Origin of the sequence: Paenactinomyces guangxiensis, from assembly GCF_016055185.1 — a bacterium.
Taxonomy (GTDB): domain Bacteria; phylum Bacillota; class Bacilli; order Thermoactinomycetales; family Thermoactinomycetaceae; genus Paenactinomyces; species Paenactinomyces guangxiensis.
The window spans coordinates 553,798-577,324 of the sequence record NZ_JAECVR010000001.1 but is presented as its reverse complement, the minus strand read 5'-3'; the positions used below and the strand labels follow the sequence as shown (position 1 = coordinate 577,324).

At 47.0% G+C, this 23,527-nt stretch carries 28 protein-coding genes and 1 riboswitch; of the genes, 18 read left to right on the top strand and 10 right to left on the bottom strand.

Annotated features, from left to right (window positions below):
* Positions 1-40 precede the first annotated feature (40 nt).
* Positions 41-796 carry a hypothetical protein gene (locus I8U27_RS02920; protein ID WP_181750005.1) on the bottom strand — a complete coding sequence of 252 codons (756 nt, stop codon included), beginning with the start codon at positions 794-796 and terminating at the stop codon, positions 41-43.
* A gap of 496 nt (positions 797-1,292) precedes the next feature.
* Between I8U27_RS02920 and I8U27_RS02915 the strand changes: the two genes are divergently transcribed.
* Both I8U27_RS02915 and I8U27_RS02910 read left to right on the top strand, forming a co-directional pair.
* A complete protein-coding gene (locus tag I8U27_RS02915; RefSeq protein WP_181750006.1) occupies positions 1,293-2,201 on the top strand; it encodes a DMT family transporter in 909 nt (302 codons plus the stop codon).
* A gap of 42 nt (positions 2,202-2,243) precedes the next feature.
* Positions 2,244-2,696 carry a hypothetical protein gene (locus I8U27_RS02910; RefSeq protein ID WP_181750007.1) on the top strand — a complete coding sequence of 151 codons (453 nt, stop codon included), beginning with the start codon at positions 2,244-2,246 and terminating at the stop codon, positions 2,694-2,696.
* A gap of 144 nt (positions 2,697-2,840) precedes the next feature.
* Here the strand turns inward: I8U27_RS02910 and I8U27_RS02905 are convergent, their stop codons facing one another.
* Positions 2,841-3,131: an MTH1187 family thiamine-binding protein gene (locus I8U27_RS02905; RefSeq protein ID WP_181750008.1), complete on the bottom strand. Its 291-nt coding sequence runs from the start codon at positions 3,129-3,131 to the stop codon at positions 2,841-2,843.
* 1,028 nt (positions 3,132-4,159) lie between these two features.
* On the opposite strand from I8U27_RS02905, the gene I8U27_RS02900 reads away from it, so the two are divergent.
* Complete coding sequence (locus I8U27_RS02900) at positions 4,160-4,987, top strand: alpha/beta fold hydrolase (RefSeq protein ID WP_181750009.1); 828 nt, start codon at positions 4,160-4,162, stop codon at positions 4,985-4,987.
* A gap of 107 nt (positions 4,988-5,094) precedes the next feature.
* On the opposite strand, the gene I8U27_RS02895 is transcribed toward I8U27_RS02900, so the two are convergent.
* Both I8U27_RS02895 and I8U27_RS02890 read right to left on the bottom strand, forming a co-directional pair.
* Positions 5,095-5,433, bottom strand: coding sequence for a YolD-like family protein (locus I8U27_RS02895; protein ID WP_181750010.1), 339 nt, complete (start codon positions 5,431-5,433; stop codon positions 5,095-5,097).
* Positions 5,430-6,659: a DNA polymerase IV gene (locus I8U27_RS02890; protein ID WP_181750011.1), complete on the bottom strand. Its 1,230-nt coding sequence runs from the start codon at positions 6,657-6,659 to the stop codon at positions 5,430-5,432. Before I8U27_RS02890 ends, I8U27_RS02895 begins: the two co-directional genes overlap by 4 nt.
* Positions 6,660-6,883: 224 nt before the next feature.
* Between I8U27_RS02890 and I8U27_RS02885 the strand changes: the two genes are divergently transcribed.
* From I8U27_RS02885 to I8U27_RS02875, 3 genes are all read left to right on the top strand, one after another.
* On the top strand, positions 6,884-8,491 hold the full coding sequence (locus I8U27_RS02885; protein WP_181750012.1) for an amidohydrolase: 1,608 nt from the start codon (positions 6,884-6,886) through the stop codon (positions 8,489-8,491).
* A gap of 186 nt (positions 8,492-8,677) precedes the next feature.
* A complete protein-coding gene (locus I8U27_RS02880; RefSeq protein WP_181750013.1) occupies positions 8,678-9,106 on the top strand; it encodes a cell wall hydrolase in 429 nt (142 codons plus the stop codon).
* Positions 9,107-9,118: 12 nt separating this feature from the next.
* Entirely contained in the window at positions 9,119-9,439 is a 321-nt protein-coding gene (locus I8U27_RS02875) for a spore coat protein GerQ (RefSeq protein ID WP_181750014.1), read from the top strand.
* A gap of 170 nt (positions 9,440-9,609) precedes the next feature.
* Here I8U27_RS02875 and I8U27_RS02870 read toward each other — a convergent pair whose 3' ends face one another.
* Positions 9,610-10,050 carry a YtoQ family protein gene (locus tag I8U27_RS02870; protein WP_181750015.1) on the bottom strand — a complete coding sequence of 147 codons (441 nt, stop codon included), beginning with the start codon at positions 10,048-10,050 and terminating at the stop codon, positions 9,610-9,612.
* Positions 10,051-10,260: 210 nt separating this feature from the next.
* Between I8U27_RS02870 and I8U27_RS02865 the strand changes: the two genes are divergently transcribed.
* The 6 genes from I8U27_RS02865 (at position 10,261) to sat (ending at position 16,748) form a co-directional block, all read left to right on the top strand.
* Positions 10,261-11,712: an MATE family efflux transporter gene (locus I8U27_RS02865; RefSeq protein ID WP_181750523.1), complete on the top strand. Its 1,452-nt coding sequence runs from the start codon at positions 10,261-10,263 to the stop codon at positions 11,710-11,712.
* 265 nt (positions 11,713-11,977) lie between these two features.
* A riboswitch (SAM riboswitch) is annotated at positions 11,978-12,089 on the top strand.
* 66 nt (positions 12,090-12,155) lie between these two features.
* A complete protein-coding gene (locus tag I8U27_RS02860; protein WP_181750016.1) occupies positions 12,156-13,778 on the top strand; it encodes a nitrite/sulfite reductase in 1,623 nt (540 codons plus the stop codon).
* Positions 13,779-13,994 carry a DUF3906 family protein gene (locus I8U27_RS02855; RefSeq protein WP_374057894.1) on the top strand — a complete coding sequence of 72 codons (216 nt, stop codon included), beginning with the start codon at positions 13,779-13,781 and terminating at the stop codon, positions 13,992-13,994. It begins immediately after the preceding gene.
* Positions 13,995-14,063: 69 nt separating this feature from the next.
* On the top strand, positions 14,064-14,813 hold the full coding sequence (locus I8U27_RS02850) for a phosphoadenylyl-sulfate reductase (protein ID WP_181750017.1): 750 nt from the start codon (positions 14,064-14,066) through the stop codon (positions 14,811-14,813).
* Complete coding sequence (locus I8U27_RS02845; RefSeq protein ID WP_181750018.1) at positions 14,810-15,562, top strand: sulfite exporter TauE/SafE family protein; 753 nt, start codon at positions 14,810-14,812, stop codon at positions 15,560-15,562. The genes I8U27_RS02850 and I8U27_RS02845 overlap by 4 nt, the downstream gene beginning before the upstream one ends.
* Positions 15,563-15,575: 13 nt before the next feature.
* Positions 15,576-16,748 carry a sulfate adenylyltransferase gene (sat, locus tag I8U27_RS02840; RefSeq protein WP_181750019.1) on the top strand — a complete coding sequence of 391 codons (1,173 nt, stop codon included), beginning with the start codon at positions 15,576-15,578 and terminating at the stop codon, positions 16,746-16,748.
* A 181-nt stretch (positions 16,749-16,929) separates the two neighbouring features.
* Here sat and I8U27_RS02835 read toward each other — a convergent pair whose 3' ends face one another.
* Positions 16,930-17,241: a luciferase domain-containing protein gene (locus I8U27_RS02835; RefSeq protein WP_181750020.1), complete on the bottom strand. Its 312-nt coding sequence runs from the start codon at positions 17,239-17,241 to the stop codon at positions 16,930-16,932.
* A 224-nt stretch (positions 17,242-17,465) separates the two neighbouring features.
* Here I8U27_RS02835 and I8U27_RS02830 point away from each other — a divergent pair, with 224 nt between their 5' ends.
* On the top strand, positions 17,466-18,236 hold the full coding sequence (locus I8U27_RS02830) for a sugar phosphate isomerase/epimerase family protein (protein ID WP_181750021.1): 771 nt from the start codon (positions 17,466-17,468) through the stop codon (positions 18,234-18,236).
* Positions 18,237-18,428: 192 nt separating this feature from the next.
* Here the strand turns inward: I8U27_RS02830 and I8U27_RS02825 are convergent, their stop codons facing one another.
* Together I8U27_RS02825 and trhA are read right to left on the bottom strand one after the other, a co-directional pair.
* A complete protein-coding gene (locus tag I8U27_RS02825; RefSeq protein WP_181750022.1) occupies positions 18,429-19,148 on the bottom strand; it encodes a S1C family serine protease in 720 nt (239 codons plus the stop codon).
* A 159-nt stretch (positions 19,149-19,307) separates the two neighbouring features.
* Positions 19,308-19,961 carry a PAQR family membrane homeostasis protein TrhA gene (trhA, locus tag I8U27_RS02820; RefSeq protein ID WP_198065826.1) on the bottom strand — a complete coding sequence of 218 codons (654 nt, stop codon included), beginning with the start codon at positions 19,959-19,961 and terminating at the stop codon, positions 19,308-19,310.
* A 211-nt stretch (positions 19,962-20,172) separates the two neighbouring features.
* On the opposite strand from trhA, the gene I8U27_RS02815 reads away from it, so the two are divergent.
* A complete protein-coding gene (locus I8U27_RS02815; RefSeq protein WP_181750023.1) occupies positions 20,173-21,015 on the top strand; it encodes a M55 family metallopeptidase in 843 nt (280 codons plus the stop codon).
* A gap of 186 nt (positions 21,016-21,201) precedes the next feature.
* Positions 21,202-21,783 carry a biotin transporter BioY gene (locus I8U27_RS02810; RefSeq protein ID WP_181750024.1) on the top strand — a complete coding sequence of 194 codons (582 nt, stop codon included), beginning with the start codon at positions 21,202-21,204 and terminating at the stop codon, positions 21,781-21,783.
* 41 nt (positions 21,784-21,824) lie between these two features.
* Here the strand turns inward: I8U27_RS02810 and I8U27_RS02805 are convergent, their stop codons facing one another.
* A complete protein-coding gene (locus tag I8U27_RS02805; protein ID WP_181750025.1) occupies positions 21,825-22,214 on the bottom strand; it encodes a hypothetical protein in 390 nt (129 codons plus the stop codon).
* Between the two features lie 78 nt (positions 22,215-22,292).
* On the opposite strand from I8U27_RS02805, the gene I8U27_RS02800 reads away from it, so the two are divergent.
* From I8U27_RS02800 to I8U27_RS02795, 3 genes are read left to right on the top strand one after another with little or no spacing between them, the layout of a single operon-like run.
* Positions 22,293-22,481 (top strand): YqgQ family protein, encoded by a 189-nt coding sequence (locus I8U27_RS02800; protein WP_181750026.1) that lies wholly within the window; start codon positions 22,293-22,295, stop codon positions 22,479-22,481.
* A 22-nt stretch (positions 22,482-22,503) separates the two neighbouring features.
* Complete coding sequence (locus I8U27_RS20905) at positions 22,504-22,629, top strand: hypothetical protein (RefSeq protein WP_258567718.1); 126 nt, start codon at positions 22,504-22,506, stop codon at positions 22,627-22,629.
* A gap of 10 nt (positions 22,630-22,639) precedes the next feature.
* Positions 22,640-23,026, top strand: a complete 387-nt coding sequence (locus I8U27_RS02795) for an amino acid permease (RefSeq protein WP_181750526.1) — start codon at positions 22,640-22,642, stop codon at positions 23,024-23,026.
* Here the strand turns inward: I8U27_RS02795 and I8U27_RS02790 are convergent.
* Positions 23,021-23,452 (bottom strand): hypothetical protein, encoded by a 432-nt coding sequence (locus I8U27_RS02790; RefSeq protein WP_181750027.1) that lies wholly within the window; start codon positions 23,450-23,452, stop codon positions 23,021-23,023. The two genes, I8U27_RS02795 and I8U27_RS02790, sit on opposite strands and share 6 nt — an antisense overlap.
* Positions 23,453-23,527 lie beyond the last annotated feature (75 nt).

Below are 23,527 nucleotides of genomic sequence, written 5' to 3'. Positions count from 1 at the left end.
ATACCGAAGGTCTGTAAACGCAAAGAGTCTGCCTCTACAGTCAAAGGGACAGTGTTTGTTTAAAGCCCCCTTCTGTCCACACTTGGAATAACTGTTTACTATCCAATAGATCCAGGCGTGGCAGGGCATGGCGGATCACACAGATATCTGTCTCATCGAGATCCTCCGTCTGTTTCTCCAGGTTTGCAAACGGAACAATCTTGATGGACAACTCCCTTTGATTCCAATAACCTTCCCACAGATGATTTTGACTGGTCACTTGACTGATATGAGAGAGGGTGAACTGCTGATGTGTCCCTTGCTGCATGCGTCTTTGCCAGGAATGATAGTCATCCGTTTTTCCGCCGGCTATGTCGGGCAATATGGATTTCCTCAACAAGTTGACAGTCACCATTTCACCGATGTTTACCCGGCCTACCCGTTTGACTTTCTCTCCAACCGCTACAACTAAACCTAAACCCAGATGACCCGTCACGAAGAATGTTCCGCTGTTCTCCCTGTTGAGCCCGGCTTGCTCCCTGGTATTTACTTCACTTGCCAACATATACAGCAACAATTCATATGACTCTGGTTTTTGGACGGGGACTATGCTTTGTACTGCTTCCATTTGGCGGCTCTGGTTCCCGTTTTGAATCAGTGTCACCTGATAAGCAAACTGCCACTCCGGAAGTGGCATAAAGCGGGGATCGAAGGGAACCCCTGGCGGAAGCAAACCACCTGTTTGCAACCATTCTGCCACCTTCTCTTCAGTCATTTTTCCGGGATGTTTTTTAAAACTGAAAAGAGGATTTTCCATTTGTACATTCCCCCTGTTAATGGAATCTTCCATTTCTCTGGCCAACCATTCCATCTTCCGTCAGCTTCGGGACTGCTCTTTTGTCCTCTTGTTAAATAAACAGCAGATACCATTTGCTCCTCAAAACTCTTTTTCAACTGCCAATCGAACATAAGTGTGATAAAGGAGTCCTTCCTCATCTGTGTTGTAATAGTACATGAATATTTTTTACCATCTGTTATATAATAATCCTATAGCTATTTTATACAAGTCACTGGCAAATTGACAAGTAATTTTTTGAAAAATAACATAAAAAACCTGCAGCCTGTCCTATAACAAAAAAATGTAAAGATCCCCATGTCATCAAAAGCTTATGATACTCAAGAAAGGGCGGCTTCTTCCGCCGGAATGAATATAGAATATCCTGACCAATCTTGGTAGAGTAAATATTACCGAAATGGATTTACTTATGGACGAACCAGTTGACAGAGAAATTTGTTTGTGAAAGGAAATGCTTATGCGAAGAGAATCCCTTTTCTTGATTGCGCTCGGTGTGGGTGTGACAGCCGTTTCCTTTTCGGCAATTTTTATTAAATGGTCTCAAGCCCCGGCGGGAGTCCTGGGGATGTACCGGCTGTTGTTTACCGTGGTGCTGCTGACCCCCTGGATCTGGAGGATGAGGCATGAGATGTATCGGTTATCGGGGAAAGAGTGGTGGTTGCTGGTCAGCTCGGGCTTCTTTTTAGGGCTTCATTTTTTAGGGTGGATGGGCTCGTTAAGGTATACCTCGGTGGCCAGTTCGATGATTTTGCTCAATCTGGGACCTCTGTTTGTGATGATTGGGGCTTATCTGTTTTTTAAGGAAAAATTGCGCTGGCAGGCTTTAATCGGAATGATGATTGCGTTTACCGGGACAGCGATGATTGCCGGGATGGATATTGAATTGGGGCCGACAGCGTTATGGGGGGACTTTTTGTCCATTTTTGGGGCGCTGACGGTAGCCATTCACATGCTGATCGGGCAAAAATTACGCATGAACATCTCTTTCCTAGTGTACAGTTATATTGTTTTTATCGTTGCGGGTCTGGTATTGGCGGCCTTTAATGTAGTTTCCGGAGTACCGCTGCTCGATTATCCGGCGAGAGAATGGGGGCTGTTTTTATTGCTGGCGATTGTTCCTACCATATTTGGCCATTTGCTGTTTAACTGGTTACTTCAATATGTGAAGGCCATCACCATTCAAGTAGCCATATTGGGGGAGCCGGTAGGTGCGATTGTGCTGGCTTATTTTCTGTTGGGGGAGAAGGTTACCCTGATTCAGGGGGTCGGGGGATTTCTATCGATTTGCGGCATTGCATGGTTCATCCGGGTGAAAGATGCAGCCGGTGTACGGCAAGTGGAAAATGAGTGGCAAGAGGCGGGCTAGAAACCTGGCAGGAAAATGGATGTCGGTTGGGGGGTGGTGGGGATGGATGAGAGGGAAGAGCAGGAGCTTTATTGGTTTAGCCAAAGTTCTTATTACATGATGAAATGGAGTGAATCAGCCCGGCCGCAGCTATTTAGCGGTTGGAACTGGGCCGCTTTTTTTCTCCCTATGTTCTGGCTTCCGTTACGAAAAATGTATGGCTGGACTTTTATATTTTTACTTCTCTCTGAGATTGATCTGCTTTTCTTTACAGGAAGCTGGTTTGGATGGCTTATTTGCTTATTCTTCGGACTTTTCGGGAATGCCCTTTATTACAGGCATGCCAGAAATAAAATTAAAACGATGAAGGCAACTGAAGCTGACCCGGTTGATCAACGCTATCAAATCTCGAAAGCGGGGGGAACCAGCCATTGGATTGTCTTGATCTTTATGATGATCGCCCTCTCTTTTTTGTTCATTTTCAATAAAGTTTATCAGGATCTGCTTGCCAGTTGATGGTTGGGGAAGGATTTGGATATTTACTCAGTATCCGGACCGCAGAGGAGAAACAGTTTCGCTTGCAACTGAGGTTTTTGGAATCAAAAACGCCCTTCAGCAAGATTTGCTCTTGAATCAGGGCGTTCTGTATGGCCGTATCTATTATTTTTGTGCAGTTTTGACTTGCTGAATCATGTCCGTATTTTTATCGGTGCGATGATCAATGCAAATATTGGTGATCACCCGGGTTGCCCCATTGGCGATCACATTCTCATGCATCGCTTTGGCCACATCCATCAATTGCCCGATCTCCCCTTCAATGACTGTCGCTGTGGGAGTAATCTGATAGTTTAATCCACTCTGTTCGATAAGGTTTACCGCATCGGTTACATAAGAACTGAAACTTGCTGTATTTGTACCAACAGGAACAACGCTGATTTCCAGAAACGGCAAAGATATCACCCCTGTTTTATATGGTTTTACATATTGTAAAATGCCCCGAACAGACAAAAATGATGCGATGTTTTAGTGCGGTCCGGGAAAACTCATATATAAACCTGTTGAGGGGGAAATACGGAGACAATCATCCCGTTCGGCACCGGTCTTAAATGAGAAGGTTATTTTTTATTTTTCTATTTTTTTAATCCGATGTTCCAAAAATATTGGGATTCGATATTCGATAAATTCTTAGCCTCTTTAAGGTGTTTTCAGTCCGGTTGTTGATCATACGTGACACTATGCCGCTTGGCGCCATGGTTTGCCGGGCAGTTTGGAGATATAATAGGAATCAGAGGGCTGTATTTTATCTCAAAAAGCCGAGAAGACTCCCACTGCAACAAAGTAGGTGGAGGATAAATCGGCTTCGGACGAGGGAGGGCATGAACCCTCTCAGGAGTCCGACGCTTGTTTCAGATTCCATTGACTCATCATTCCTTGATGTGTCACAAACAGCCTCTTTCATTGCTTCTCACCTTATCCTCACCTCCATGAGTTGTACTCATTTTTTCTGTTTTTCAAAATAGTACTTGCAAACGTATGTTCTATATGTTATAACTTGATCTAGTTCGGAGGTGAAAATCAAGTGCAATTTTAACCATTTTCTAAGTATTCAAAAGGACTTGTATAGCAAAAAGAGCAAGATTCCGGGTCAGGATGTGAACGCGTTTATCAACATTCTGAAGGAAGGTTTAAGGATCCTTGCGGTTGGGACGACCGTGTAAGCTTGGTAAACTTCCTGTCACGAGTCAGGACGTCCCCTACCTCTAAGTGTTTGCGTAGGTGGAGGGAGTGTTCAAGATTGGCGCTTTTATCTGTGTTTTCGCAATGGGGGGACCCTGTCGCCCTATTTTCGCTTTTTGGATGAGGAGCAGATGCAAAAGACGGCCTTATTGTGATGGGATTCGCTAAATAAGAAGTTTTGCCAAGGAACCGATAAATAAAGCAAGTAAAAAGATAATGAAATGGCTCGGGGGGACTTTTGGATGAAATGTCAGGTAAGAGATCTATTGATTCATTATGAAGTGTATGGGGAAGGGACACCGATCATTTTCCTGCATGGCTTTGGGGTTAGTCATCGGAGTCTTATGGGATCGATGGAACCTGTTTTTGCATCTCAAAAAGGCTATAAGCGAATCTATGTAGATTTGCCGGGGATGGGACAGACTCCCGGGAAAGCATGGATTAAAAGTTCAGATCACATGCTGGAAACAGTGAGTGAATGGATTGATCACATTCTTCCCAACCAACATTTTATTTTGGTTGGCGAATCGTATGGAGGTTATTTGGCACGAGGTCTTGTGCATCAGAGAATGAAGGAGATCGACGGGCTATTGTTAATTTGTCCCGCTATACATCCTTATGAAAGAATTCTCCCTCCTCAAACGGTTTTAGAAACTGACCCTGATTTATTATCTGAGTTAACTCCGGATGAAGCGGCGGATTTCCAACAAATCTCCGTGATACAAACCAAAAGGATATGGAACAGATTCAAAGATGAAATATCAGCAGAAAAGCACCTTCCGGATATGGATTTTTTAACGAAACTACGAACTGAAGGCTACTCTTTCTCTTTTGACCCGGATTCTCTTCCTGAACCGTTTGCCAAGCCTGCGATGGTTGTTACCGGACGCCAGGACCATATCACCGGCTATCAGGATGCCTGGGGAATCCTGGATCAATACCCGCACGCCTCTTTTTATGTGTTGGATCGGGCCGGACATTTCCTGACCTGGGAACAGGAAAATCTGTTTCATGCGCTGGTGCGTGAATGGCTTGAACGGGTGAGATTGGCAACCGGAGCTTGTGTATAAGAAGTCAGGTATGTCCCTGTGGGGCTCCGTCCCATTGGTGGAGCTAAAAGTTCTCTGATTTCGCCACTCGATTAATCCATCAACACTTTCACAGCAAAAGCCCCTATTTAAGGCCACTCCACATGGAGTAGTTTTGCAAACGGGATTTGCTTCTTGCAATCGCCGTTGGATAACCGAATCACCCTGGAATAGGGATCCACCTTATCGACAAAGCCGCAAAACTGCTCGCGAGAATATTTGGCCGCATAAGTAACCAGGACTGGTTTCTCTTCTTCCAGGGCTTCCCGGAGAATGTAGTTCATATATTCGAGCTGGCTTTCATCCAGTTCGGGCGGAGTAAACTCTTCGGCGCGGCGGCGTTGTTTTAACAGGGCTTCCCTGTGTTCGGGTAAAAACATGCGGCTTCCTTCCCAGAGCATATTTTTTCGATCCGGAATATCGCTCATTTGTAATGACCTCCGATCTTGCGGGAGCGTTCGATTGCCTGCCCGGCCGGGGTGAGGGAAGAGGCGCGCAAGATGGCGGTGGCGCCAAAACGCTGTTTGATTTCATCCATCACATAGCCGAGCTGCATTTCTTTATCCCGGTCTGCAAATAAGCTGAGCTGAACTGTGTCATCCCGTTGCAGTTGGCTTAAACTCACCCCTAAGGAGCGGATTGGCTGTTCATCCCAAAATTTGTCGAACAACTTCCAAGCATGTTGAAAAACCTCCATCGTCTGGTTGGTGGGATCAGGCATTTTCATTTGCCGGTGAAATCCGCTGGGGAACTCAAAGCTGGCTCCGCGGCACCCGACAGTCACGGTCTGCCCCATTAAATGGTGGCTGCGGGTGCGCCGGCATACTTCTTCACACAGTTCCAGAAGAATAACCCGGATTTCCTCCGGGGTGCGGTAATCGCGGGGGAGGGTCATATGATGCCCGATCGCTTTTTGCTGGCTGAAGGACTCTCTGGTGACAGGAGAGGTGTCAATTCCGTTGGCAGTCAGCCACAGGATGTGGCCGTTCACGCCCCAGCGCTTTTTCAACCGTTCGAGCGGAAAACAGGCCAACTCACCGATGGTACGGATTCCCATTCGCTGCAGATGGCGGGACATGCGGCGGCCGACGCCAAACATCCGGTCCACCGGAAGGGGCCACAGATATTTCTTCATATTGTCTCTCGTTAACTGGAAGATCCCGGTCTTATTTTTTTTGGCGAAGTTATCGCATGCCATTTTGCTGAGCACCTTGTTAGGGCCAATTCCGATTCGTCCATAGATGTCCATCTCTGTGCGGATTGCATCCTGGATCTTCTTTGCCATCTCTTCCGGCTCCCCGAAAAGTTTTTCGCTGCCTTTTACGGAGAGAAACTGTTCGTCAATGGAGTAAGGTTCCACGAGATCGCTAAACCGTTCCAAAATCCCGGTAATCCGGAGGGAGGCTTGCAGGTACAGTTCCATCCGGGGGCGGACAACGGTAAGGTGCGGACAATGTTGCCAGGCTTCCCACAGGGTGGTCGCATTTTTAATTCCGTATGATTTGGCAATCGGACAGGCCGCCAGTACAACCCCGCTGCGCCGCTCAGGGTCCCCAGAGACGACAACGGGGCGGTTTTTTAATTCGGGGCGCCTGGCCTTTTCGATGCTGGCATAAAAAGATTGCATGTCAATCAAAAAAACAACAGAATCCATATGAAACACGCTCCATATCAGAACATATGATTGCTTTTATCAGCTATTATATGCAAATATATGTTCGGTTTATAGCGAAAAATGTTTCCAAAAAAGGGGGGCTTCGGTTTCAAGCATCCGCAAGGGCCGAAATCTGGCAGAAAAACAGGTCTTTGCGTTTCCGCGTGATTCGGCTATCATGAAAACAGGAAAATGATCCAACATCGACCGAGAGGGAAATGGGAATGAGTAAAATCATTTATTACAATGGCCATATCACCCCACTCGACCCCACTTGTCCGCAAGCAGAAGCGATTGTTGCAGATGACGGGCGAATTACGGCGATTGGTTCAAATGAGGAGATTTTATTGGATTTTGCCCGGGCAGATGTACGGAAAGTAGATCTTATGGGTGGATATGCATATCCGGGACTGGTTGACAGCCATATGCATCTGTCCAATCTGGGTCAAAAGTTAAGACAGCTGGATTTGACACATTGCCAATCGAAGGAAGAGATGCTGTTTGCCATCAGGCAAAGGGCGGAAACAATTAAACCGGGTGAATGGATTCTGGGGATGGGCTGGGATGAAAACAAGATACAGGGCCGGGTTCCCAGTTTGGCTGAGCTGGATGCGGTCGCTTCTAACCACCCTGTCTTCCTCAGCCGAATTTGTTTTCATGCTTACCTGGTTAATAGCCGTGCCTATCAACTGGCCGGAGTGGGGCCTGATCAGCCGGATCCCGAGAACGGGGCTTACGGACGGGATGAAACCGGGAAATTAAACGGATGGGTTTATGAAAATGCTGCCAATCCTTTTTATGATGCCCAGCCGGAGCCGGACTATGCCGAGAAAAAAGAATCAATTCGCCAGGCCATGAAAATGGCGCTTTCCTGTGGATTGACCGGTGTACATACGGAGGATTTAAGATATATCGGCAGTGTGCGGGATATGATCCGTATCTGTCGGGAATTGATTGAAGAAGGAGTGCTCCTGCGGACACATCAGCTCATCTATTATCCATTTTTAACGGAATTGGACGAGTTGAAGATACGGGCCGGACAGGGAGATGAATGGTTTCGGATCGGGGCCTTGAAAATGTTTGCAGATGGAGCCATCGGCGGACGGACAGCCCTCTTATCTGAACCCTACGCTGATGATCCCGGAAACTGTGGAATCGCTATTCATGAACAAGCAGAATTGCTTTATCTGACTGCTCAGGCAGCGGATCGGGGAATGCCTGTCGCTGTTCATGCGATTGGAGATGAGGCAGCGGATCGGGTGATCCAGGCTATGCAAGCGTATCCGATAGATCCCGACAAGGGGAGCCGCTTGCGCCACCGGCTTATCCACGGGCAGTTTCTGCGTGCCGATCTTGTGGAGATGCTCAGACGGATGGAAGTAGCGATAGATATCCAGCCCCGGTTTGTGGCCAGTGATTTTCCGTGGGTCCTGGAACGGGTGGGCGAAGAGCGTACCGCCTATGCTTATGCGTGGAAAGCGCTTTTACAGGCCGGCATCCGCTGTGCAGGCGGAAGCGATGCACCTATAGAGCCGCTGCACCCGCTGCTGGGAATCCATGCGGCGGTAACCCGGAGGCGGCCGGACGATCCTCCCAGTCATCCCGGTTATCTGCCTGGACAGAAGCTTGCCCCTTTGGAAGCGCTGTTGTTATTTACAGAGGGAAGCGCCTATGCGGCGGGGGAAGAGCATGAGCGGGGAACGCTGTCTGTAGGAAAATACGCTGATCTCTCGGTCTATGATCGTGATCTGTTAACGATTGACCCGGATGAACTTCTGCAAGCACAAACCATGTTTACCATTGTCAGCGGAAAAGTGGCTTACCAGGCATAAAGCCATGAGTCTCTCGTTTGAAACGGTTGATAAAAGATCCTGTATTGGATTAGAGCCATCCCCAGCCTGTTTGCCGGAGGGCAAAAATGGGCGGGAGACGGCTTTTTTTTCATTTCATCAGCTGGATGATTTTCGCTGGTTCTTTTTTGTCAACATGTAACATAACATAGCTTCAGAGGTGATCTCATGGCCATCATCAACGCACCCGAAGAACATGTAAAGCTACTGGCTAGATTGATGCGTGCAGAGGCAGAGGGAGATGGGCGGATGGGCATGATGCTGGTCGGGAATGTGGGTGTCAATCGTGTCCTGGGGAACTGTCTGGACTTTGAGGGGATCAGGACCATCCAGCAAATGGTTTTTCAATCTCCCGGCGGCTTTGAGGCTGTGCAAAAATCATATTTTTACCAGCGGGCACGGCAAAAAGATATCCGTCTTGCACGGCGCGTGATCCGCGGAGAACGTATGGAACCGGCAAAGTACGCGTTATGGTTTTTCCGTCCGCCCGGTGCATGTCCGAGTACCTGGTTTAACCAGGCCCACAGCGGACGCTATAAAAGCCATTGCTTTTACATACCCTCACAAAATGCATGCCCGAAAGTTTATCTTGTCTAGGAGGAGAAATAAATGTATTGGAATTACCCATATGGAATGGTTTCACACGCGGGAGCGGTTACACAGCAACGACAGGAGCGTGATCGTGATCGCATTTTTTCTGAAGATTTCTTACAGAGAAATATAGGGAAAAGAGTTACTGTTTACATGACGTTTGATGCGAGCAGCCAGTGGAGGGATAAAGTATTTACCGGTGTGCTTCGCCGGGTAGGCCGTGACTTTTTTGTAATTCGTGATCAAAAAACCGGCAGAGATATCATGCTGTTAAACATTAATCTGGATTATATTGTTTTTGAAGAGCAAACATCTGGCATGTCTGATGAAACAAATTAAAAAAGATTCAGGTAAATCATGTGTATGGTAATTGCTATTTAGTAATTTAACATTTAAAATAGAAGAAGAGTTTAGTGAATAGACTATCTCGAATAAAGTCGAAGAAACCCCGAACCTCTGCAGGTCGGGGTCGTTTTTGCGAAAAAAGGTTGCCAGGGTGTGTATTTTGTTTATTCCAGGACATAAGCCAGTGCATCCAGTGCCTGCTCCGGCGTTTCAACGACTGCCTGTGCACGCTGGGCCAGTTCTTTCAACGGGTGATGCAGGCTTTCAGGGCGAACGAGAATCAGCGGTTTGCCTGACGCGATGGCGGCTGAGGCATCCATGGCGGTATTCCACTGGCGGTACTTTTCGCCAAATAAAGCAATGACAACGTCTGCTTTTTGCATCCAGATTCGCGTGCGCAAGTTATTAAATTCAGAGGCAGCATGGTCACGGAAAACGGCATTGGGCTGTTTTCCTTTAATTGTTTCACCGATCGCGTCTGAACGGTCGTGATCCTCCTGGGGACCTTTAAAAAGGATGGGAAGTTGACGTTCTTCGGCCATTTTGCGCATTTTGTCGCGCCAGTCGTCATGAATTTGTCCGGCCAGGTAGACGATGAGTTCCATATTGGGGGCTCCTTTCATTTTTTCTGTTGAAAGTGTGTGTGACAGGGGAAGGCAGGATGCTTTAAATCTGATTGTAACAAATCATTTTGGGATAGATCTACAAGTTCAGGAGATAAGGTGAGGTTGTTTATGGACGAAAAAGAGAGATATATAGAAAAACAATGTGAGGAAGCCGGGGCAACCGTTGCCGTTTTAGCGCCAACACAGGGAATGAATCAGCATGAGCCGCCGGGCCGTGAAAATCTCCAAACAGAGGGGCGGGGAAATTCACAGACAGCCCAGCCGGACCTTTTTGATCCGCATAAACCACTGTGGAAGACGCTGTTCACCTTTTTGGTGCCGCTGATGTTGAGCAATGCGTTAAACTCGCTGGGCGGAACAGTGAGCTCCGTCATTATGGGAAGGGGACTGGGGGAAAGTACATTGGCGGCCGCCAGTGCTGTTTTTCCTGTAACTTTTTTTCTGATCTCGTTAGTGATTGGGCTGGGGAGTGCCAGTTCCATCCTGATTGGACAGGCGTATGGGGGAAGAGAGGAGGAGCGTTTAAAGCAGACGGTGAATACCTCACTCAAATTAGCTTTTCTGCTCGGGGTCCTTATGGCTGCAGTTGGCGTTCTTTTTACCCGGCAATTATTTGAATTAATCGGCACCCCGCCCTCCATCATTCACCTTTCTACAGATTTTGCCCGGATTTTGTTTGCTTTTCTACCGATTCAGTTTATCTATATCAATTACACAACCTTCCTGCGGGGAACAGGTGACTCGAAGACACCATTCTACTTTTTGATTATCAGTACATTTTTAAATATTCTGCTCACCCCGTTTATCGCTTTTGGCTGGCTGGGGTTGCCGGCGATGGGAATTGAAGGGGTGGCGTTGGCCAACATTATCTCCATCACAGTTGCACTCTGTCTGCTGCTCTTTTATTTGAAACGAAAAAATCATGTTCTCGCTTTGGATGGCAGCTTTTTTGCCAGTATGAAAATGGACGGGCAAATTGTAAAGCTTCTCATCAAAATCGGTTTGCCCACCAGTATTCAAATGGTGTTTGTCTCTTTGTCTTCCGTGGCGGTGATTTTCCTGATTAATGCTTATGGAGAAAAGGCAACGGCCGCTTATGGTGCTGTCATACAGGTGATTACCTATGTACAGTTGCCCGCTTTAAGCCTGGGAATGGCTGCCGGGATCTTTGGTTCGCAATTAATTGGAGCCAATAAAGTAAAACGTTTAAAAGAATTGTTGTTTAGCGCCGTTACTCTTAACTACATCATTGGTGTCACCCTGGTGAGTACGGTTTATCTGTTTAGCGGATTTATTCTGTCATGGTTCCTGGTTGAGCCTTCCACACTTGCAACCGCGAAAAAAATTCTCTTTATTGTCCTCTGGTCGTACATGATTTTCGGTCACGGGTCAATCCTGTCCGGAATGATGCGGTCCAGCGGCACCGTTTTCTGGCCTACCTTGATCGGAATTGTGTCAATTTGGGGAGTACAGGTCCCTTTCGCTTATTTTCTGTCTCACCAGGTCGGGTTAACGGGGATTTGGATAGCCTATCCCATCTCCTTTCTGTTTAATGTGGCCGTTCAGTACTTGTATTACCGCTATTTCTGGCGGACGAAACAGCATCAAAGCTTTTTTGCCAAACCTTCCTCCCAAGAGTAAAACAGGGAGATTCCAAATAAAATCAGGCACGGGCGCACCTTCGCGGATGGATGCAGGCTACTGCACCAAATGCAGCAAGAAGCCCGCCATTTCAATGATGATGCAGTTTACGAAAAAGAGTCGGGGAAGAACGGCTCTTTTTTATTTTATCTGCAAAAAAGTTATTGACAGTTGTTTTTTTTGTGTGTATTCTACATTTAACAGCCAACAAAACCTACTTAATCGATAGGAATTAACAAATTATCTTTAATTGAATCAAAACCTTTCTTCATTTAGAGAGGGGGAGGGACTTGGCCCTGTGAACCCTCGGCAACCGGCCCGGATTCCGGGCAAGGTGCCAAATCCGGAGAATGTCTGGGGACATTCAAAGATGAGGAGAGAAAAGTGAGCCTTCAACCCTTTTTCTCTCCCGGGAAAGGGATTTTTTTATAAGGAGTGGTATGATGGCCAGGCAGTGGAAATGGGGCGAAAATCCGGACAAACTGAATAAGGTTGAACTGCAAAAATTAGAGCAGGACGGTCTGGATATTATTGATGAGATTGTTAATGTTTACGCCGTGAACGGATTTGAATCCATACCGGAAGAGAAGTTCTCCCTGTTTAAATGGGCCGGTGTGTATCAGCAAAAACCCAAAAAAGACGGGTATTTTATGATGCGGATTCGCATTCCCGGCGGTGTGCTTACCAGTGAACAGGCCCGCGTTCTGGCACAACTGGGGCAGGAGTACGGGCGCGGGCTGATCGATGTGACCACTCGCCAGGCGGTGCAATACCACTGGTTGCGTATTGAACATTTTCCAGATATCTTCCGCCGTTTGGGAGAGGTGGGTCTGCACTCTTATGAGGCATGCGGCGATTGCCCCCGTACGATTGTCGGTAACCCGCTGGCAGGGATTGATGCAAATGAGCTCATTGACACCCGTCCCATTGTAAAAGCTTTGGAGAAGGAATTTTTACTGAATCGTGACTTCTCCAATTTGCCGCGAAAATATAAAATGTCGATTTCCTCCAGCATTTACAACCCGGCTAACGCTCAAATCAATGATTTGTCCTTTACTCCGGCGGTCAAGGAGATTGACGGTGAGGAAGTGGTTGGTTTCCACGTCTGGGTGGGCGGCGGGCTCTCCAATCGCCCTCATCTGGCGAAGCAATTAGATATTTTTGTCAGGCCCGAACAAGTGGTAGATGTTGCTGTAGGGATTACAACCGTTTTCCGCGATTATGGATACCGTGAAAAACGGCACAGAGCCAGGCTGAAGTTTTTAGTGGCTGACTGGGGGCCGGAAAAGTTCCTGGAAGTGTTAACGGGCATTATCGGACCGTATCCGAAACGGGGAGAAGACAAAATTGCCGATTGGAATGCGGGATACTTCACCGGTGTCCATCCGCAAAAGCAGGAAGGCTATTCCTATGTGGGTCTCAATATCCCCATCGGACGGACTTCTGCGGAGGAGTTTTTCCAGCTTGCCGATCTGGCGGACCAGTACGGTTCCGGATCTCTCCGTACAGTTAATACACAAAACATCATCATTTCGGATGTGCCAAACGAGAAAGTGGAAAAACTGCTGCAGGAGCCGCTGTTGAAGCGTCTCTCGCCCAGGCCGAAAGCATTTGAAGGACACGCTGTATCCTGTACCGGGGTGGAGTTTTGCAATCTGGCCCTCACGGAAACAAAGGGTTTGATGAAGCGGGTTGTGGAGTACCTGGATGAGCATGTTGAACTGGATACCCCCATTCGCCTGCATATCAACGGTTGCCCCAACTCCTGCGGGCAACAGCAGATAGCCGACATCGGCCTGATGGGCGGTAAGATGAAAACGGCAAATGGCATGCAGGAAGCTTATACGATTTCCGTTGGCGGACATCTGTATGGCGAAGGGGAGTTTAATACACAGTTGAAAGGCCGGGTACTGGCAAATGATGTGGCTCCTGTATTGAAAGAACTGGTTGTTTTCTTTAAAGAGAACAAGCAAGAAGGAGAGAACTTCACCCGGTTCGTTCAACGCGTGGGAACCGCTCCATTCCAGGAGAAACTCGACCAGGCTCTAAAGCAGGTGGTTTCCTAAATGAGCGGCCAGGAACTGTATCTGTATCGTTTGGAGGCGGAAGTGGAAGAGAAAGGAATCTATCATATCATTGTGCTTGCACCGTCAGATGAAAAAGCTTTTGACTATGCAGAGAAAGAGCTGGAACGTTACACCATCGCCACACCGGAAGTGAAGGAATGGGTCCTTGAAGAAAAAAAACGGGTTCGTTCAGGTGCCGGCTATGTGATAGAATAAGTTTTTTCAAAAAAAGTGTGACAACATAAGCGACAGACGAATATGGATTGGGAGAGGGAGGGAGCAGATATGAGCAGACCATCGACAGAACAAGCAGTGCTTCAAGACATATCTGCCAATACAACCGAAGAACAGTTCAAACAAGTGGCAGATGAACTTAAACATGCTCATCCCATCGATATCATTCGTTGGGGTGTGGAGCAAATCGGAGCCTCTGCCATCACCTTGGCATGCAGCTTCGGTTACGAAGATGTGGCACTGGTAGATATGGTTTCAAAGGTTGATCCGGAAGTAGATATTTTTTATCTGGATACAAACTTGCATTTCTCTGAGACGTACGAGGTGAGAGACCGCCTCAGGAAACGGTATCCGTTGAATTTTATACGTGTAACTCCCGCGCTCACTCTGGAAGAGCAGGCCGCAGAATATGGTGACGAGTTATGGAAACGCGACCCGGACCAATGCTGCCGCATGCGAAAGGTTGAACCATTGAAACAGATTTTGTCCGGTTATCAGGGATGGATCACCGGGATCCGCCGGGAGCAATCAATTACACGGGCACATACTGAAGTGGTGGAGTGGGATGCGGGATTTGGGTTGATCAAACTTAATCCGCTTGCTTTTTGGACAACAGAACAAGTATGGTCTTACATTCATGAACATAACATCCCGTATAACCGCTTGCATGATCAAAATTATCCAAGCATTGGATGTTTCCCATGTACTCGGCAAGTAAAACCTGGCGAAGATCCGCGGGCAGGGCGCTGGGCAGGAAGCACCAAGACAGAATGCGGACTTCACAATAGTCTGGTCAAATGATCCTGGCAATCGTAGGTACTGGATTTGTCGTCGGCTTTCTGGTCGGGCTCACCGGGATGGGAGGGGGATTGCTGATGACTCCCCTCCTGATTTTGCTGTATGGCTTTTCACCTACGATGGCAGTAGGAACCGACCTGATTTACGCTGCGACGACAAAGGCGTTTGGAAGCTACCAGCATTTCAGGCAAAAAACAGTCGACTGGGGAATTGTAAAGAAGCTGGCACAGGGAAGTATACCAGGCGGTATTGCTGGTGTGCTGATGATTCGTTTACTGGATCGGACCACTTCTCTGCCGGTCGAAGAGGTGTTGGGCCATATACTGGGCATCACCTTTATCTTTGTTTCTCTGTTTATGTTATCTCAACTGCTGAAACGACACGGCCAAAGGCCTGCCAAACCGGCGTGGAAAGTCCCCATACGGCTTGTCGGCCTCTTAGGCGGGCTGTTAGTTGGACTTACCTCTGTCGGCAGCGGAACCCTGTTTATGGTAGTCCTGTTGTCCAGTACCTCTTTATCAGCAGCTTTGCTGGTAGGAACGGATGTGGTACACGCCTTTTTTCTTACCTTAAGTGCGGGGGTTTTACATGCATCGATGGGACATGTGGATTGGTCATTTGTGTCCTGGCTGTTAGTCGGTTCCATTCCCGGAATCTTGTTGGGCGGTCGTTTGACCTTACGTGTGCCGGAACTCCTACTCAGATTAGCGATCATTCTCGTCTTATTGTTCACAGGAATCAAAATGGTTTGAAGGGAGAAGCATTATGGGAGAAACGATAGCCCCTCATGGCGGCATCTTAGTGAATCGAATCTTAGAAGGGAAAGAAAGGGAAGAGTGGCTGTCGCGGGCAGCCACCTTTCCTTCATGGACAGCTTCCCCGGTGACAAGAGCTGACCTGATCTGTATCGCCACCGGTATATATTCACCACTGTCCGGTTTTCTGCGGGAGGAGGATTATCTTGCTGTCCGGGATACGATGCGCCTTGCCAGCGGTACAGTGTGGAGTATTCCCGTCACCTTGCCTGTTCCACGGGAGCTTGCGGGAGAAGTAGCCGGTTCTTCCTATGTTGCCTTGCGCGAGGAAAAAGGAACGATCCTGGCAGTGGTCAAGGTGGAAAGTTTGTATCAGGTGGATGTAAAGGAAGAGGCAAAACAGGTGTTTCGCACGACAGACACCGAACATCCCGGCGTGGCCCGTTTGTATCAACAGTCTTCCCTCTATCTTGGCGGGGAAATCTGGTTGCTGAACCGCCCGGATCAGGGGGAATTTGCGGAGTATTATTTCGACCCTGTTCAAACACGGGCGATTTTCCGGGAGAAAGGGTGGCGTCGCGTTGTCGGCTTCCAAACTCGCAACCCTGTACACCGCGCCCATGAATATATCCAAAAAGCAGCGCTGGAAACTGTGGACGGATTATTTCTCAACCCTCTCGTCGGAGCGACAAAAGCTGATGATATCCCTGCCGATGTCCGCATGAAAAGTTACAACGTGATTTTGGAGAACTATTATCCGAAGGAACGTGTCTTTTTTGCAGCATTTCCGGCGGCAATGAGATATGCCGGACCGCGTGAAGCGATCCTTCATGCTATTTCCCGCCAAAATTACGGTTGTACCCATTTTATTGTCGGCCGGGACCATGCGGGTGTGGGGGACTATTACGGGACCTATGATGCCCAGAAAATTTTTGACAACTTCACCAGTGAAGAACTGGGCATTACCCCGCTCTTTTTTGAACACAGTTTCTATTGCAAAAAGTGCAGCGGCATGGCTTCTTATAAAACATGTCCCCATTCCTCCGAACATCATGTCATTCTCTCGGGAACAAAAGTGAGAAAAATGTTGCATGCAGGGGAAACGCCTCCGCCGGAATTTTCCCGTCCGGAAGTGGTACGGGTTCTTATCGAAGGTTTGAGGGAAAAAAGTATGGCGCAGTAATAACGAAACCGGTGTACTGATCAATAGAGGGGGTCCTTCACGTATTTTTACGTGGGGGACCTTTTTTTTCCTTTTACTCAGGTCGTAAAGAATGGATTGATGCAGCCGGGATTAAAACAGTATGCAGTCCTTGAATACTGCTGCAATGACGTATCAAATTCCGGGTCCCCAAACCTCTTTCTTAACGATTCTTCTTGGCCAGTCTGTCATATTGCATTTTGAACAGCTTTAGCAAATGAGAAATGTCTTGCTCTCCTTTGATCCAAAAACTTACCCAACCTGAATTGGGAAGAACATGATGTGGCTGTGCCAGTCCTGCTTGAATGAGCTCATCTCGAATAGATTTAGGAAAAGGAAAGTCAGCAAGTTCTTCGCCATGTATATGGCCCAATTCTTTATTTTTATAGCGGAACTCAACTCCCCCAAACCGATGTGCATGATCACTGACACCATCCCAACTAAGAAGCTCCTGTCTTAACGATTCAAGTATCATTCGTCTTGCCCTCCATCTTTCGTTTATCAACAAGCTCAATGATTACTTTCCCTGTCGGCTTGTTTAATAAACATAATATACATAAATATTTATTAATTCTGTTTTGGGGTGAAGGGAGATAATCTAAGTGAACAAGTTTAAAATGAGGATAGAAGATTCCCCCCTATACAGAATTTAGCGAAGAGAGATAGGGGGAAATAATGATACTCAGAGGAGGCCTGCTTATGTCCATTCCAATCGGTGTGCAATTATATACACTGAGAAATGAAGCAGAAAAGGATTTTGTCGGTGTACTGGAAAAGGTAAAGGAGATTGGGTATGAAGGGATTGAGTTTGCAGGTTTTGGCGGGCTGTCTGTAAGGGAAGTGAAAAAGGCGGTTGATCAACAGGGCCTGGTTCCTGTTTCTTCCCATGTACCACTGGATTTGCTTGAATATGATCTTGATCAAGTCATAGCCGATCATGCGGAGCTGGGGGTGAAGTTTCTTGTCTGTCCCTGGGTGGAGGAGGAAAGGCGAAAAGGGACTGGGGATTATCAAAAGCTGGCCGAAACGTTCAATCATATTGGAAGAAAATGCCTGGAAGCCGGTTTTCAGTTTTGCTACCATCATCATGAGTTTGAGTTTGTGCGATTTAGCGGAGAACAGGTCCCTGCGCTGGATCTGTTACTTCAGCAGACAAATGAGCGAAATGTTCACTTGGAGCTTGATGTTTACTGGGCTGCCTATGCCGGAGAATCACCGGTTCAGTATTTAAAGCGCTATCAAGGGCGCTGTCCCCTTGTCCACCTGAAGGATATGGAGGCGTTGGAGAAGCGGTCGTTTGCAGAAGTTGGTGAGGGAATCCTTCCGATTGGCGAGATTATCGCTGCAAGCCATCAAACCGGGGTTGAGTGGCTTATTGTGGAACAGGATGAATGTCAACGCCCGCCGCTGGAAAGTGTCCGGATCAGCATGGAAAATTTAAGGAAAAAAGGGTATGTTGCCGGAGTATAATGGAAAACAGATGGGGGACATGATTCCTCTGAACCATGTCTCCTTTCTGTGAAAGTGTGTATTTAAAGGGGAAAGCAGAATTATGTCTCGCTCCCGACTGGTGTCCTGCAAGAAAGTAAAAATGGCCGCTCCCCTGAATTCTGCTTTCCCAGCCTGATTAAAACTTTCATCATGAAGGTTCTCAATAAAGATTCATCGCAGGAAGCGGGCAATCAGTGGCTTGATATCCTCAATGGGAATGGCAAAGCCCATACTCTGTGAGGGATAAATAATCAGGGTGTTGATGCCGATCACTTCACCCAGAATATTCACTAACGGACCCCCGCTGCTTCCGGGATTGATGGCGGCATCTGTTTGGATCACTTTGTTATAGAAGCGGTTGCCTACACGCAAGGGCCTGTTTTTTCCGCTGATTACCCCGACGGTAACGGTTTGTTCCATGCCAAACGGATTGCCGACGGCCAGAACCCATTCTCCTACTTGTGTGGATGAGGAGGTGCCGAGTTTTAGAGGTTTTAAGGAACGGGAAGTGTTTATTTTCAGGACTGCGAGATCATGGTGTTCGTTTGTCCAAACAGGTGCTGCCGGGAAAGGGCTGCGAAAACCTTCAACTTTGACAAGGATGCTGGAAGAATCGTGAATCACATGCTCATTGGTTAAAATATAGCCATTGGGATGAATAATAAAACCGGAACCAAACTGGTTGGCGGGCTGTTCATGGGAACGGGACAAATCCGGGAACAACAGACTCAAAATTTCCTCATTCATGAAAGACGGCTTTGACTTCTCCTTCGTGACGATTGAAACAACACTGTTTTTTACATGACGGACCACAGATACAAAAACGTTGGCAGGATGTACTGAAGCGGTTTGGGCATCTGAACGCGGCAAGCGGATTTTACGCTGGTACATCTGTTTCACTCCCAACCCAGCCTGTATAAAACGGGTGATACATCATATGAACGGACCGGGCAAAGGGATCGGGGCAACCTCCCAGAAGCAGCTCAAATGCCAAAACATCTTTTTGCTTCTCTTAAATCCTGCCTCAAAATCCGGCAAAGGCGGGAGAATTTACTTCACGGGCAGGATAAATATCACCATCATAATAAAATGAATGATGGTTCCGCCCATGATAAACAGATGAAAAATCTCATGGAAACCAAACTTATTGGGGAAAAAGTCGAAAATTTTAGTTGCGTAGATGACTGCCCCAATTGTGTAGACAACACCACCGGCAAACATAAGAATAATGGCTCCGACAGGCAATGAGTGCACCAGTTGCCCGATCGGAATTAAAGCAATCCAGCCTAAACAGACATAAAAGGCAGTAGACAAATAGCGCGGTGCATGGATAAACCAAATTTTTAAAAATATACCGATCAATGTGAGCAACCAGACAGAAGATAACATGATCCATTTCCATAACCCTTCTAATCCATAATAAAGGACGGGAGTATAGGAACCAGCAATAAGCACGTAGATCGCAATATGGTCAATTTTTTTCAAAATCAGTTCTTTGCGTGGTGTAGTTCGTACCCAGTGATATAAAGAACTTGCCCCATACAGCAAAATCACACTTACTCCATAGATGGTCATGGTGATCAGTTTGGAAAGATTATCTTTCGACAGAATGATAAGAAAGACTAATCCCACAATCCCGGCGAGAAAAGTGATAAAATGGGTCCAGGTATTCACAGGCTCTTTCATTTTTAAACGTCGGAACAATTCGGGGTCCTCCTTTTTTAAGATCGAGGGATTACATAACAGACACTTTCACAGAAAAAATTGACCCGGTTGAAATGAATAATCTCTTAATTATACCTTTTTTAATACCTGCAAACCAGGATTTTTTTGTGATAAAATACAGAATATTAGCGATAAATATCAGATAGTCTTCAGTTTTTGCAGGTCATTAATTGAACCGGGAGGCTCTGTGATGAAAATTTATATATCTATCGATATGGAGGGAATTGCAGGCGTTGCGGCAGGGGATCATGTGTTACCGGGAAGCAGTGATTATCATCGTTTTCGCCGTTTGATGACACAGGAAGCCAATGCGGCGATTCAGGGAGCGATTGACGGTGGGGCCACAGAGATTGTGGTCAACGACTCGCACGCTTCTATGACAAATCTTCTGATTGAAGAGCTTCACTCCGAAGCGCGTCTCATCAGTGGAAGCAATAAGCCCCTTCTGCAAATGGAAGGGATTGACAGCAGTTTTGATGCTGTTTTTCTGGTTGGTTATCATCAGCGTGAGGGCGGTGGTGACGGAGTTCTCAACCATACGTTCATGGGCAAGATCGTTTATGACATCCGGATCAATGGACAACCGGTTGACGAAGCTATTACCAACGCAGGAATTGCCGGCTATTACGGTGTGCCGGTTGCACTGGTTACGGGGGACAGCGCGGTTTGCGGCCATGCCGGCGAACGGCTTCCGGGAGTGGTCACTGCACCTGTGAAAGAGCCGTTGGATCGCTATGCCAGTCTGTCCTTAACCCCGGAAAAAGCCCATCAGTTGATTCATGACAGGGCATCCAGGGCGGTGCAGAATGTACGTACTGGCCAAATAAAGCCTTATCAGACTAAGGGGCCATTTACTTTTGAAGTTGACTTTAAAAGAACCGCACCTGCTCTCATGGCCACGTTGCTTCCCAATGTTGAACGGACCGGCCCACGTACCATTGCGCTGACGGATGATGATTATTTGCGGGCTTTTAAGTTGTTTCATGCTTGTCTTCTCATCGGTGACAAAGTATTCGACGGGTCGTTAATCTAGAAGTTTTCCCCCTTTAAACACAAAACAAGGTTGCCTGTTCTTGTTTTGACAGGCAGCCTTGTTTTGTGGGCAGAGAAAAACAGTTGCCCCTCTTACCTTATTGTAAACTGAAAAATAAAATAAGTTGACAATTATCTGCCCAATTTTTATCCTGAATAAGGACGATCTTAGGAGGGGAGTTTTCATATGAGCAAATCGGCTTTATCAGTTCGTAATATGACATTTATCGCTATGTTTGTCGCATTATTGGCTATTGGGGGACAAATTAGTATCCAGACCGTGATCCCGATTACGATGCAAACGTTTGTCGTTATGCTGGCAGGGTCGATTCTCGGGGCACGGCGCGGGTTTGTGAGTATGCTTGTATTTATTGCCCTGGTGGCTGCCGGTGCACCGTTGTTAAGCGGGTGGAAAAGTGGTCCCGGAGCTTTAGTGGGTCCAACCGGCGGCTATATTGTAAGCTGGCCGTTCGCCGCATTTCTGATGGGATTGATAGTGGAGAAGTTTGCGGCAAAGGGGCCGCTAAAGGCCTGGCAGATCACACTTGCACATATCACCGGGGGCATTCTCCTGGTACATCTGATCGGTTTTCCCTGGGCAGTGGCTGCTTTAAAGCTGCCATTAAATATGGAAACCTTTATTTCTTCCTTTCTCATTTTCATGCCGGGAGATTTGATCAAAGCGTTTGTGGCAACACCGGTGGCTCTTGCTGTTTACAGGGCAGTTCCCTGGTTGAAACCAAGGCGCCGGGAACGGGAAAACCAGTAATCCATCAAACAAAAAAAGTGTCCGTTGAGGACACTTTTTTGTTAGACAGGCAGCATCGTAAGATCAGTATGGTTTTTAACAAACTGCATAAAGCGGTCATTTAGTGGAAGAATTAAGTCCGTAGCGCCTCTGGTATAAAGACCCTGGCGATTGATGATATGCAGCTCGCCAACGGAAATTTTATAGCATTTAGCGGAAAAATTGCGGTGGGTCCAACTTTCTTCAATAAATGATTTCGGCAGATGCGCCGATTTTTTTATTTCATAAGGAATTACTCCGATCACATCATCTAAGAGAATATGATAGGAGAGGTGGGGTTTTTGAAAGACAAACTCTTTGGTTGTCAGTGTAAACCCCAGATTGTTCCGTTTCTGGGAGATAAGCAGATCACCGGCCAGGCGTTTAACAGGGATAAAATTTGAGTATGACATGTTTTGCACCTTTCATGATCTGATATATGTACTATTGTATCATGTACGTCAAACAGGATGTTATGAGGAGGACGAAAAGTGAAGACAATAGCAGATGTACGCAAATTATTGAAAAATTTCGGGACGGTCATCTATACCGGGGATGTTGAGGGGGATATTGATCTCATGTTAGAGGAATTAAAGGAATTAAATGAAACAGGACTCATTGAGCGTGAAATATTTTTACAAGCATATGGGATATTAGTAAGTACACAAAACAAAAACTGACCTGTGCAAGGTGAAGGAGGCTTTGCTTTTTGAATCCCCTTTTGCAAAAAAATCAATCGAACATTTACAGAGAGAAGGGACCAAAAAAACGGGATTTGAACGGGTGTTGGGCTTGTGGACCCTGACGGCGATCGACTGGGCGGAATGATTGGTCGGGAATCTTTGTTCTCACCAGAGTAGCAACTGCTGCCAAACCAGATCCTGCAATCCTCATTTCATTTATCATCGCCGGCCTGGCCAGTGCTGCTGCCGCTTTGTGTTATGCAGAGTTTTCCGGGCTGATCCCGGTTGCCGGGAGTACCTATACTTACAGCTATACCGTTCTGGGTGAATTTGTTGCCTGGATGATTGGCTGGGACTTAATCCTGGAATACGCACCGGTGACTCCAATTGTCGGGATTATTGCTTCCATCTGGCTGATCATCAGGCTGCCTCCCGTGACATGGGGTGTTTTTCCATTCTCCCTGGGGATTGTGCTTTATTTCCTTTACGGAATCTGCCATAGTGAGTTGGCGAAGGCAGAGAAAGGAACGGGCGGATCATGATTGTGATAAACTCAAAATACGGAACCCCGCCTCTTCCAGCTTTTGTTTAATTTCTTCCGTATACGGGGAGTGTTGGATTTTTAACAAGATGCGCCGAATCGCTTTGTCTCCGGCATCAAAGGTGACTATAGAGATAATATTCAGGTTATACGGTTTGAGACAAGCGAGCAAATGCTCCAGCTCATGAGGAAAATCCACGATCACCCCCAGCATAAACCGGGCTCCGGGAACATGATGGCCGTAAGTAGCTTCCAGTACCGCTTCAATGTCACTGATTTTCACAATACCCAAAAAAGAAAAACCATCTTCATCGACGATCGGAACAAACGGATAACGCACAATCACAGGCAAGGTTTCCTCGAAATTGGCGTTAATCGACAGGGGCTTTACCCAGTGCAGGCTTTGGATCACCCTGTATTTGCTCAAATCCTGGTTGAGTGTCCCTTCCTCTTTCGATAACAGAAATTTAAATATATAGGAATAACCAGTAATTCCTACAAA